This is a genomic window from uncultured Polaribacter sp., assembly GCF_947503875.1.
Taxonomy (GTDB): domain Bacteria; phylum Bacteroidota; class Bacteroidia; order Flavobacteriales; family Flavobacteriaceae; genus Polaribacter.
Genome location: NZ_CANNFH010000002.1, coordinates 568,316 through 580,876 on the forward strand (window position 1 = coordinate 568,316; position 12,561 = coordinate 580,876).

A 12,561-nucleotide genomic window follows, 5' to 3' on the forward strand; every position below is an offset into this window, starting at 1 on the left:
TTAATAGAAATTACTTGCCAAAAAAGTGCAATTCTGTAAACTCTTTTTCTATAGTTATTGTCTGTGTTTCTAAATTTATAGCATCTAAAGAGATTTCTACATTATCTACCTGTACAGAGGTTATTGTAAAAGGTAAATTATGTATTACAATATTAAATTTGCTGTAGGGTGCATTGTAATCTCCTTCCTTATGTTGTTGTAAAATAAACTCTTTCTTTTTACCAGTTACTTTAAATGTTCTTAAGCTAAATCTACCTTTTTTGTAATCGTAACCATCATGTGCATCATCATACAATTTAGACGTTTCTTTACCTTGCTTATAATAAACATCTAAAGTTATTTCTTTAAAATCTTTTTCTCCAACATATTGTTGTACTGGGTATTTAGGTATAACAGCACCTTCTTTTATAAATATTGGCATACTATCTAAATCAGCATCTACCCATACTTCTTTCCCACCTTCTACAATTTCATTGGTCCAGAAGTTGTACCACATACCTCTTGGCACATACATTCTTCTTCCTTTAGCATTAGGTTCTTGTATTGGACAAACTAGTATTTTTTCACCATAAATAAATTCGTCACTTCTATAATGTGTTTGTGTATCTTCTTGATCATATAAAACCAAAGATTTTAAAATAGGTGTACCATTGTTTATATGCTCCCAAAATGCGGTGTATAAATACGGTAAAAGTTGGTATCTTAATTCTACAAATTTTCTTACAATGTCTGTAATTTCACTGCCAAACACCCAAGGCTCTTGATCTCCATGATCTCCAGAAGAATGTACTCTACAGAATACATGAAAAACGCCTAATTGTATCCATCTTGCAAATAATTCGCCTTGTGGTTGTTCTGCAAATCCACCAATATCAGATCCTGCAAAAGAAAAACCAGACATGGCCATTCTTTGCGCTTGGTTATTAGCAACTGCTAAATGTTCCCAAGTAGCAACATTATCTCCAAACCAAGTAGAGGTATATCTTTGTGCCCCAGAGTAAGCAGACCTAGTAATTACAAAAGGTCTTTTTGGATATGCATATTTTTTTAGTCCATGGTAAGTTGCACGTGCCATTTGCGTACCATAAATATTATGCGCTTTTCTATGTGAACAAGGGTTTCCATCATAATCATGACGTACATCATCTGGAAAAGATTTATTAGGTACGTCCATTACAGCAGGCTCATTCATGTCATTCCAAACACCTTTTACACCAATATCTTCTATAAGTTCTTTAAAAAGTGTAGACCACCATTTTCTAACTTCTGGTTTGGTATAATCAGGAAAATAACATTCTCCTGGCCAAACTTTCCCTTTCATATATGGGCCATCTGCACGTTTACAGAAATAATCTTTATCTAATGCTTCTTTAAAAACATCATATTCTAAGTCTATTTTAATTCCTGGATCTATAATTACAACAGTTTTAAAGCCATCATCTTCTAACTCTTTAACCATTCTTTTTGGATCTGGAAAATAATTTTTATCCCAGGTAAAGCATCTAAAACCATCCATATAATCAATATCTAAATATATAGCATCACATGGTATTTGTAAATCTCTAAAGGTTTTGGTTACTTCTTTTACGTTGCTTTCTGGATAATAACTCCATTTACATTGGTGAAACCCTAGTGCCCAAAGTGGAGGTAAAGCATGAGGTTTGCCTGTTAAATCTGTGTAGTTGGCAACAACATCTTCCATTTGTGGGCCATAAATAAAATAATAATTCATTTCACCACCATGTGCCCAAAAACTAGTTACATTTCTTCTTTCATGCGCAAAATCAAAATGTGTTTTAAAAGTATTGTCAAAGAAAATACCGTAAGATTTATTGTCTTGTATAGCGGTGTAAAATGGAATAGCTTTATAAATAGGATCTGTATTTTTACCAAATGCGTAAGAATCTGTAGCCCAATTCTCAAAGCGCTTACCTTTTAGATTTACATCTACGGGTTTGTCTCCTAAGCCATAAAAACTTTCTGCTTTTTGGCAATTTTTACTCATTTTTACAATGTCTCCTCCATACTCATAACTTTCTTCCCAATGAAAACCAATTTCATCTTCATTAATAAGTGTAAGATCTACTGCATCATAAATTTTTATTTGCAGACTTTTCTTTTCTACTTTACAAATTAATTTAGAAGTAGTAACAATATAATGGGTGTCATCTTCTGAAACTTCTAAAAAACTATAACCTCTGCTAGCGTGAATAGTGATACCGTAAGAAAAGTCTTTTTCGAATTTACCTGAAGTGGCATATCTAAAACGAATTACACTATCTCTAACAACGGTTAGTTGTAAGACTACGTTATTTGCAGTTGTAAAATAGAGTGTATCTACGTCTTTTTTGTAATTTATTATGTGAGTAGGAAACAAATTTCCTTTTTGTTCTAATTCTGTATTAACAATCATAAACGGTTGTTTTTTATTAAAAATCTACAAAGTTTGGTTTGTTCCGCAGAACTAATTTCGGTAATTACTGTAGCTAAAATATTATTTATTTATTTAAAAATGAAGTCATTACTTTTTCTTTTTTTAATATTCTGAAAGGATTAAAAAAAAGCGGATTTATTAAGAAATAATAAAAATAAGTTCCTTTTTTTTATTGTTTTCTTAGTCAAACAAAAAAAAGGAACTTATGTATTGAAGTTTATTTATATTTAAAAGCAATCATTCCTAATGGTGGTAGTTGTAGTGCTACTGAATGGGCTCTGCCATTCCATTGTTTTTCTTCTGAAGTAAGTGCAGTATTTTTAAAATTGGTGGTGCCATTATATTTGGCTATATCTGTATTAAAAACTTCTACTAAGTTTCCTTTGTTTGGTAAACCTATTCTGTAATTTTCTCTTGGTTGTGGTGTTAGATTTAAAACAATAATTACATCATCTTTCTTGTTTTTTCCTTTTCTTATGTAAGACATTACAGAGTTTTCATGGTCACCATGATCTATCCATTCAAAACCATCTGGAGAAAATTGTTTTTGATGCAATGCTTTTTCAGTTGCATAAAATTTATTTAAATCTCTTACAAGGTTTTGTGCACCTTTATGTACATCATATTCTAAAACAAACCAATCTAAACTTTTTTCAAAATCCCATTCAGAAACTTGTCCAAATTCACTTCCTTGAAACAATAGTTTTGTTCCTGGGTGTGTAAACATAAAACTATACAATAAGCGCAAATTAGCAAAGCGTTGCCATTCATCACCAGGCATTTTGTCTAAAATAGATTTTTTGCCATATACAACTTCATCATGAGAAAGTGGTAGCATAAAATTTTCTGTAAACGCATAATTTAAGCTAAAGGTTAAATCGTTTTGGTGATGTTTTCTATAAATAGGTTCTTTAGCAAAATAGTCTAAAGTATCGTGCATCCAACCCATCATCCATTTCATACCAAAGCCTAATCCGCCAGAAAAAACGGGACTAGAAACTTGTGGGAAAGAGGTAGACTCTTCTGCAATGGTTTGTACATCTGGATAAAATTTATAAACAGCTTCATTCATTTCTTTTAAGAAACTAATGGCTTCTAAATTCTCTCTTCCACCAAATTCATTTGCTTCCCATTCTCCATCTTCTCTAGAATAATCTAAGAAAAGCATAGAGGCAACAGCATCTACCCTTAGGCCATCTGCATGATATTGATCTAACCAAAATAAAGCATTACTAATTAAAAAAGATTTAACTTCTGCTCTTCCATAATTAAAAATTAAACTTTTCCAATCTTGGTGATACCCTTTTCTAGGATCTGGATGTTCATAAACACAGGTTCCATCAAAATTACCTAAACCATGCGCATCTGAAGGAAAGTGAGAAGGTACCCAATCTAATAAAACGCCAATACCTTTTTCGTGAAATTTATCTACTAAAAATTTAAATTCATCAGGATAACCAAAACGAGAAGTAGGAGCAAAGTAACCTGTTAATTGGTATCCCCAACTTGGGTCATAAGGAAACTCCATAATTGGCATAAATTCTACGTGTGTAAAATTCATGTCTGCAACATAATTTACCAATTCATCAGCTAGTTCTGTATAGCTCATAAATCTGTTTTCAGAGATTTTTTGTTTCCAAGAGCCTAAATGTACTTCGTAAACGGCGTAAGGAGCATCTAAGGCGTTGTGCTTCTTGCGCTCGTTCATCCATTTTTTATCTTTCCAGCTGTAATTGTCTTCCCAAACTATAGAAGCAGTTTTTGGTGGATGTTCGTTTCTACGAGCATAAGGATCTGCTTTTTCTGTAACGATGCCATTATTGCTGCTAAAAATTTTGTATTTGTATAAATTACCTTTACCTACATAAGGTATAAAGCCTTCCCAAATTCCACTAGCATCCCATCTAACATTTAGTGGATGTTCTTGATCGTTCCAATAATTAAAATCGCCAACAACAGAAACTTCTTTTGCGCTTGGTGCCCAAACTGCAAAATACGTACCTTCTATACCATCTATGGTAGTAATGTGTGAGCCAAATTTCTCGTATAATTTGTAGTGTTTACCAGTTTTAAATAGGTTTATATCAAATTCTGAAAATAAACTATGTGCTATTACTTTAGACATATAAAAGTTTTAAATTAGAAAATGATATTTATATTACTGTTCCTTTTGGAATTACTGCTCCTTTTTTTATAACAATGATACCGTTTTTAACTTGATAAAGAGCTGTTTCTATATCTTTTAAATGTGATCCGCCAGAAATTTTACAGTCATCTCCAATTCTTACATTTTTATCGATTATACAATTGTTTATAACACATCTGTCTCCAATACCAAGTTGTATCTCTATATTATTTTTTTCTATTTCTGCTAAAGATTCGTAGCTATCATTACCCATCATATAAGTATTGGTTACTATAGCTTTTTCTCCTATTTTAGATCGAATACCAATTACAGATTTTTCTATTTTTTCTGCATTAATAAGACAACCATCTGCAATAACTGTTTTATTTAAAATAGTGCCATTAAATTTAGATGTTGGTAAGATACGAGGTCTTGTAAAAACCCGGTTTGCATCATATAAATTAAATTTTGGAATATCTTCTGTTAACCCAATATTTGCTTCAAAAAAAGAATCTATTGTTCCAATATCTGTCCAATATCCCTCATAAGGATAGCTCATGGTTTTATGGTCATTAATGGCTTGTGGTATAATTTCTTTACCAAAATCTATGGTATCAGGATTGGCCATTAGTTCTACCAATAACGCTCTATTAAAAATATAAATTCCCATAGAAGCTAAATAGTTTCTGTCTTCCTTTTTCATTTCTGCACTCACCTCAGAAGTCCATTCTGGTAATAAACTAGCATCTGGCTTTTCTATAAATGATGTAATTTGATTATTATCATCAGTCTTTAAAATACCAAAAGAAGTGGCATCTTTGCTATTTACTGGGTACGTAGCAATAGATATTTTTGCACCACTTTGTTCGTGCTTATCTATCATATCTTGAAAATCCATATTATACAACTGATCTCCGGATAATATTAGTGCATATTTAAAGTCATTTTCTAAAAAATGATGCATACTTTGCCTTACAGCATCTGCTGTTCCTTGAAACCATTTATCACTTTTCATAGTTTGTTCTGCGGCCAAAACATCTACAAAGGCAGCACTAAAAAAACTAAAATGATAGGTGTTTTTTATATGCTGATTTAACGATGCAGAATTAAATTGTGTTAACACATACATTCTTTTAATGTCTGCATTTATACAATTAGAAATAGGAATATCTACCAATCTGTACTTACCAGCTATGGGAACCGCAGGTTTAGATCTATCTGCAGTTAAAGGGTAAAGTCTAGATCCTTGTCCTCCTCCTAAAATAATTCCTAATACGTTATCGTTAATCATAATATTATTTCTTTTTTTTACTTATTGATTGATATAAATCTACATAGACTTTGGCAGAGTTGCCCCAGGAGTAATTAATTTTCATTACTTCTTTCACATTTTTTTTAAATACTTTTTTATTCTTGTAATATACTACAGCTCTAGAAATTGCCTCAGTAACTTGTGTTACTGTTACTCCTTCATGACAAATCCCAAAACCTTCGTTATCAATATCTATAATTGTATCTTTTAAACCGCCAATACTATTCACAACAGGTATTGTACCATATCTTAAAGAATACATTTGGTTTAATCCACAAGGTTCTACACGAGAAGGCATCAATAAAAAGTCTGTACCAGCATATATTTTGTGCGCCAAACTTTCATCATAACCAATAAAGGAATTGTAATTTTTATTATTGATTTTTGAAAGGCGCTCTTCAGTCTCTTTATGACCAGAACCCAATAATAATATAGATATCTCATTCTCTTCTAAAGCTTTCTCAAATATTTCGGGAAATAAGTCAGCTCCTTTTTCGCCAACCAGTCTTCCTATAAATGCAAAAAGAGGTTTAGAAATATCTAAATTGAATTTTTCACACAAATATTTCTTATTTCCTTTTTTACCAGATATTACGTTATCACTGTTAAAATTCTTTACTAATGTTTTATCCGTTTCAGGATTCCAAACATTCCAATCAATGCCATTTAAAATACCAACACACTTTTCGCTTTCGTTACTTAGCAAACTCTCTAAACCATTTGCTTTCTGTTTTAGTTCTTCCATATAAGATGGAGAAACTGTAGTAACACGCCAAGCACATTTAATTGCTGCAGCAAGCGGATTTATTTCACCACTCCAATCTAGTAAACCTACCTTACTAAAGTCAAATGGAGGAATTAAATGCATATTATCATGTGAAAACCAACCCTGATATTGTGCGTTATGTATGGTTAAAACCGTAGGAATATCTTTTAGTTTAGTATACTGATAACATTCTTTTGTCATAAAAGGGATTAAACCAGTGTGATGATCATGCACATGAATGATATTCGGCTTGTATTCAAATGTCATAATCCAATCTAAGGCAGCAATTTGAAAAGCTAAAAAGCGTTCGGTGTCATTATAAGAATAAACGTAATCTTTATAAATTAAATCAGCTATATCAACACAAAACAGATCAAAACCAATTAAGCTATCTTTTAATTTTAAAATTTTAAAATTATGGTAACTATGGCCTAGTGCAATGGAATTTTCATAAATAATATCAAAAGAATTACTATTGGTAAACTTATTGTTGTAAAAAGGCATTATTACGCTACTTTCTACGCCCAATTCTTTTTGGTACTTAGGTAGCGCACCTACAACGTCTGCTAAACCACCAACCTTTGCGATAGGAAAACATTCTGCGCTTATATGTACTATATTCATAATTAATATATTGGGGGTGTTAAATATTTATAAGCTCTAAAACCTTTCTGAACTTCAGGCTTTACAAAGTACAATGTTTTAGCTAAAAAATCAAAATTCTAATTCATTTTAATTAACCATTTCTTTGTTTGTTAATCTCATCTTGCAATTGCCTTCTTAATTTTTGTTCTCTTTTTAAAGATTTCTTTCGGTGTTCTTCAAATTCATTAGTAACATGTTCTAAATTTTCTTTAGCTTCTTTTGTTAAAATTTTACTTCTAGAAAATTTAGAAATAAAAATACAGAAACCTGAAAACAGTAATAAAATAATGCTCCAAAGAATTAAGTTGTAACTTACTTTACTTAATTGTATGCCAAATAGAGAAATGTTGTCTTCCTTTAAATTAGATTCTGCTAGTGCTTTTTGTGTTTCTGCTAATATTGTCTTCGTCTTTTTTATGTTTTCTTTTTCAATACTTAATAAGTTTTCTTTTTCAAGAATAATTTTTTTTGATGTTTTTATGGAATCTAGAACATTCTGTTTAAGTTGTAGATATTTTTCTTTATTTATTACTTTATATCTTTGGTAAGTTGTAGACGTTTTATAAATATTATTAAATTGACCATTTAAAGAACTATCTTGTTTTATTTCTGCAGTTAGCTGTCCAAAAAGTTGAAGTTTGATAAGTAAAAGAACGGCAAGGAATAAGTTAAACTTCATGATTGTTAAAAGTTATTTTTAAGTTTTACTTAGTGTGTTTATTATAATAGTAAATATAATAAAAAAACCCAAACAAAATGTTTGGGTTTTAATTATAAGCAAGTAATTAATAATTATTTAATCTTTTCTACAACTGCCTTAAAAGCGTCTGGGCTGTTTACAGCTAAATCAGCTAAAACCTTACGGTTTAATTCGATGTTGTTAGCTTTAACTTTTCCCATAAACTGAGAGTAAGACATTCCATTTAAACGAGCTGCGGCGTTAATACGTACAATCCATAAAGAACGGAAGTTTCTCTTATTGTTTTTACGGTCTCTATATGCATAAAGCATACCTTTTTCAACCGCATTTTTTGCTACTGTATAAACGTTTTTTCTACGTCCAAAGTAACCTTTTGCTGCCTTCAAGATTTTTTTTCTTCTTTTTCTTGAGGCTACTGAATTTACTGATCTTGGCATAATTTCAATGTGTTTTGTAATAAGCGGCGTTACTAACGTACTTCTAATTAAAAATGACTTTAATTGCTATATTACATGGTTAATAATAAAATTCCCTGTAATTAAACTTATTTTAAGTTTAATTGTTGTTTAATGTTAGCTTCATCAGACTTATGTACTAAAGTATCATGAGTTAACCTTAACTTACGTTTTTTAGACTTCTTTGTTAAAATATGACTTTTAAACGCGTGCTTTCTTTTTAATTTTCCAGTACCAGTAACTTTAAATCGTTTTTTGGCGCTAGATTTGGTTTTCATTTTAGGCATCTCTCCTTCGTTTTAACTTGCTTAATATTGATAGTTAAAAAAGTAAGAAAGTTTATAAAGTTTAAAAGTTTGGCATGCGCAATACTTTAAATACTTTAAGAACTTTTAAACTTTAAGAACTTAATTTTATTTTACTTTCTTAGGAGCAATAAACATAATCATACGCTTACCCTCTAATTTTGGTAATTGTTCTACTTTACCATATTCCTCTAATTCCTGAGCTAATTTTAATAAAAGAATTTGTCCTTGTTCTTTAAAGATAATAGAACGTCCTTTAAAGAAAACAAAAGCTTTTAGCTTAGCACCATCTTGTAAAAACTTAATGGCGTGCTTTTTCTTAAATTCATAATCATGCTCATCTGTTTGAGGTCCAAAACGAATTTCTTTAATAGTAACCTTAGTTGCCTTAGATTTTAAAGCTTTTTCTCGTTTCTTTTGCTCATACAAGAATTTCTTGTAATCAATAATTTTACAAACAGGTGGTTTTGCCTTTGGCGAAATTTCTACCAAATCCAATTCCTGATCTTTGGCTAAATCTTTAGCTTTCGCTAACGGATATACACCAACTTCTACATTATCGCCCACAAGACGAACTTCGTCAACATATTTTATTTTCTCATTAATCCTATGTTGATCTTCTTTGATTACTCTTAATGGCCTTCTTGACCTACTTCTACGTATTGCTATGACTTATAAATTTAAATTATACAATTGTTGTATTACCAACGTTTATGTTTCGAAATTCAAAATTAATTAAAATTTCTTTAATGTCTTACTTTCTTCGGCTTTAATTAAGACAACAAATTCTTCAATAGTAAATGTACCTATATCTCCTTCACCGTGTTTTCTTACAGAAACTGTGCCGTTTTCAGCCTCTTTCTCACCAACAATAACCATAAATGGTATTTTGCTAACTTCTGCATCTCGTATTTTACGTCCAGTTTTTTCACTTCTGTTATCTACGAGTGCGCGAATTTCGGAATTTTCTAACGATTCTAAAACTTTTTCGCTATATTTTTGATATTTATCACTGATTGGCAGTAAGATAACTTGATCTGGAGTTAACCACAATGGAAAATTACCACCTGTGTGTTCCAATAATACCGCAATAAAACGTTCCATAGAACCAAATGGTGCCCTATGTATCATAACAGGTCTGTGTGCTTTGTCGTCAGAACCTTTATAAGTTAAATCAAAACGTTTTGGTAAGTTATAATCTACTTGTATGGTTCCTAGTTGCCAGCTTCTGCCCAAAGCATCTTTTACCATAAAGTCTAATTTTGGTCCGTAAAAGGCAGCTTCGCCTTCTTCAATTACAAAATTTAAACCTTTATCTGTAGCTGCATTTATAATAGCTTGCTCTGCAATTTCCCATGTTTCAACATCACCTATATATTTGTCTAGATTTTCCATGTCTCTAATAGAAACCTGCGCAGTAAAATCCTCAAAACCTAAAGACCCAAATACATATAAAACCAAATCAATAACATCTTTAAATTCTTGATCTAGTTGTTCTGGTGTACAAAAAATATGGGCATCATCTTGCGTAAAACCTCTTACTCTGGTTAAACCATGTAATTCTCCACTTTGCTCATATCTGTATACTGTACCAAATTCTGCAAAACGCTTTGGTAAGTCTTTATAAGAATACGGTTTAAAATTGTAAACTTCACAGTGGTGTGGGCAGTTCATGGGTTTCAATAAAAACTCTTCATCCATTTTAGGAGTTTTAATTGCCTGAAAACTATCTTCACCATATTTCTCATAATGGCCAGAAGTAACATATAAGTCTTTCTGTCCAATATGTGGCGTCATTACCATTTCATAACCCGCTTTTTTCTGTGCAGCTTTTAAGAAATCTTCTAAACGCGCACGTAAAGCAGCACCTTTTGGTAACCATAAAGGTAAACCAGCACCTACTTTTTGCGAAAAAGTAAACAATTCTAATTCTTTACCTAATTTTCTATGATCTCTCTTTTTAGCCTCTTCTAAAATCTCTAAATATTCAGTCAGCATTTTCTGTTTAGGAAAACTAATTCCATAAACACGCGTTAACTGATTATTCTTTTCGTCACCACGCCAATAAGCACCAGCAACACTCATTATTTTAATAGCTTTTATAATACCTGTATTTGGTACATGGCCTCCTCTACATAAATCTGTAAATTCACTATGGTCGCAAAAAGTAATATCACCATCCGTTAAGTTTTTAATCAACTCAATTTTATACTCGTTATCTTCTCCTTTATATAAAGACAAAGCATCTGCTTTAGAAACAGAGCGCATAGAAAACTCATGCTTACCACGAGCAATTTCTAAAAACTTCTTTTCCATTTTCGGAAAATCTTTGTCAGAAATTACATCTTCACCTAAATCAACATCATAATAAAACCCATTATCAATAGCAGGTCCTATAGTCAATTTCGCTTTTGGATAAAAACTTAAAATAGTTTCTGCTAAAACGTGAGCACTAGAATGCCAAAACGCTTTTTTACCGCCATCATCATTAAAAGTATATAAAATTAAATCTCCATCAGTACTAAGTGGAGTAGTGGTCTCAATAGTTGTACCATTATAATTTGCAGAAATTACGTTTCTAGCAAACCCTTCACTAATACTTTTAGCAACATCCATTGGTGTGCTATTTTGCTCAAACTCCTTAACAGTTCCGTCAGGTAAAGTAACTTTAATCATTTAATTAAATCAATTTTAGTGGCGCAAAGATATTAGAAAACAATAATTCATACAATATATATATGTAGTAATATAAAATCCAGGGGTATTTGGGTGTTCCCACGCAAAAAAAAAGCGCGGTCAGGCTTTCCGCACTCGTTTTGTCCTTATCAGGCCAAGAGCTCAAACAAGAGCCTGTCCTGAGCGTAGACGAAGGGCTTCAATCCTTAACACGGGCAGTAGTCTTATTTATAAGCTTTGGTAATATAATAAAAGGGTAGAGCTATTATTTAGTCAAACTAGAAACTACAATTCCGAAAACAAAATATCAATTAGACAACACATAGTAAGTTAGCATATAAATAGAACCTTATTTTTATCTTACATATTTAAAAATCAACAAACCAACCAAGGATTATTCAGTATACATGAAGTGTAGATAATCCATTTCAAATTACTCATAATATATATAAGAGATTACTTTTCGTTTATTAGAAGAGCGTGAGTTGGGTATAAGAATTATAGTTTACAATTTTTCAATATCTAAAAACAAGTTATTTGTCATTTCGAACGAAACGCAGTGTAGTTGAGAAATCTCATAAACTAATTTAGATTTCTCTATTTCAGTCAAAATTACATTTGTCTTATATAGTTCCTAACTAAAACACAGTATTTTTAAAAGCGAACTCACGTTAAAAGAAAAAAGTAGAAAATAAATACAGTAAAAAACATCCTTATATATGTATCAGGAGTTTATTTTGGAATAAATTCCTGTTTTATAAGAACAATAAAACATTAAAACAAGACGAATGCATGCCAAAAATATAAATTCAACAGATTATTTTATCCTGCAAACATTTTTGTAAAGTTCAAAATCGGCAGAATTTGATGTTATAAATCCAGACAAAGTTTGTGAATTTTTTACAAAACGGATTTTTAAATAGATTTTTAATCTAAAATAGCGAGTATAAAACAGAATACAAATCCCTAAATAAAGGTACTGTACTTTGGTCTATGTTCATCTAAATAAGCTAAGCTTTCAACAGGATCAAAATAACATCAAAAAAACTTCCTAATATAACCATCCCATTTACAGTCTTTTGCGCTTTATTTTAAAAAACTTTGCAAGTTTTTTCACAAAAGGGTTGTGTAAGTAAAAAGGAG

The 12,561-nt window shown here is 31.1% G+C and carries 9 protein-coding genes; all 9 read right to left on the reverse strand.

Annotated features, from left to right (window positions below):
- Positions 1–10 precede the first annotated feature (10 nt).
- The 9 genes from Q0684_RS04940 to thrS all read right to left on the reverse strand — a co-directional run bounded on the left by Q0684_RS04940 (position 11) and on the right by thrS (position 11,418).
- Positions 11–2,413 carry a glycoside hydrolase family 31 protein gene (locus Q0684_RS04940; RefSeq protein WP_299013285.1) on the reverse strand — a complete coding sequence of 801 codons (2,403 nt, stop codon included), beginning with the start codon at positions 2,411–2,413 and terminating at the stop codon, positions 11–13.
- 238 nt (positions 2,414–2,651) lie between these two features.
- Entirely contained in the window at positions 2,652–4,559 is a 1,908-nt protein-coding gene (gene glgB, locus Q0684_RS04945; protein WP_299013289.1) for a 1,4-alpha-glucan branching protein GlgB, read from the reverse strand.
- Between the two features lie 28 nt (positions 4,560–4,587).
- Entirely contained in the window at positions 4,588–5,850 is a 1,263-nt protein-coding gene (locus tag Q0684_RS04950) for a glucose-1-phosphate adenylyltransferase (RefSeq protein WP_299013293.1), read from the reverse strand.
- A gap of 4 nt (positions 5,851–5,854) precedes the next feature.
- Positions 5,855–7,261: a glycogen/starch synthase gene (locus Q0684_RS04955; protein WP_299013296.1), complete on the reverse strand. Its 1,407-nt coding sequence runs from the start codon at positions 7,259–7,261 to the stop codon at positions 5,855–5,857.
- 112 nt (positions 7,262–7,373) lie between these two features.
- Positions 7,374–7,961, reverse strand: coding sequence for a hypothetical protein (locus tag Q0684_RS04960; RefSeq protein WP_299013299.1), 588 nt, complete (start codon positions 7,959–7,961; stop codon positions 7,374–7,376).
- Positions 7,962–8,074: 113 nt separating this feature from the next.
- The gene (rplT, locus tag Q0684_RS04965; protein WP_299013303.1) at positions 8,075–8,419 is read right to left on the reverse strand and encodes a 50S ribosomal protein L20; all 345 of its coding nucleotides are present in this window, start codon (positions 8,417–8,419) and stop codon (positions 8,075–8,077) included.
- Positions 8,420–8,526: 107 nt separating this feature from the next.
- Complete coding sequence (gene rpmI, locus Q0684_RS04970; RefSeq protein ID WP_299013306.1) at positions 8,527–8,724, reverse strand: 50S ribosomal protein L35; 198 nt, start codon at positions 8,722–8,724, stop codon at positions 8,527–8,529.
- Positions 8,725–8,850: 126 nt separating this feature from the next.
- Entirely contained in the window at positions 8,851–9,369 is a 519-nt protein-coding gene (gene infC, locus Q0684_RS04975; protein WP_299013348.1) for a translation initiation factor IF-3, read from the reverse strand.
- A 108-nt stretch (positions 9,370–9,477) separates the two neighbouring features.
- Positions 9,478–11,418, reverse strand: a complete 1,941-nt coding sequence (thrS, locus tag Q0684_RS04980; RefSeq protein ID WP_299013322.1) for a threonine--tRNA ligase — start codon at positions 11,416–11,418, stop codon at positions 9,478–9,480.
- Between the last annotated feature and the right edge of the window lie 1,143 nt (positions 11,419–12,561).

Bases quoted from the DNA above. Each gene is read 5' to 3' on its own strand.
- rpmI (WP_299013306.1), bottom strand. From the start codon at position 8,724: ATGCCTAAAATGAAAACCAAATCTAGCGCCAAAAAACGATTTAAAGTT.
- Q0684_RS04940 (WP_299013285.1), bottom strand. From the start codon at position 2,413: ATGATTGTTAATACAGAATTAGAACAAAAAGGAAATTTGTTTCCTACT.
- thrS (WP_299013322.1), bottom strand. From the start codon at position 11,418: ATGATTAAAGTTACTTTACCTGACGGAACTGTTAAGGAGTTTGAGCAA.
- Q0684_RS04960 (WP_299013299.1), bottom strand. From the start codon at position 7,961: ATGAAGTTTAACTTATTCCTTGCCGTTCTTTTACTTATCAAACTTCAA.
- rplT (WP_299013303.1), bottom strand. From the start codon at position 8,419: ATGCCAAGATCAGTAAATTCAGTAGCCTCAAGAAAAAGAAGAAAAAAA.
- Q0684_RS04955 (WP_299013296.1), bottom strand. From the start codon at position 7,261: ATGAATATAGTACATATAAGCGCAGAATGTTTTCCTATCGCAAAGGTT.
- glgB (WP_299013289.1), bottom strand. From the start codon at position 4,559: ATGTCTAAAGTAATAGCACATAGTTTATTTTCAGAATTTGATATAAAC.
- Q0684_RS04950 (WP_299013293.1), bottom strand. From the start codon at position 5,850: ATGATTAACGATAACGTATTAGGAATTATTTTAGGAGGAGGACAAGGA.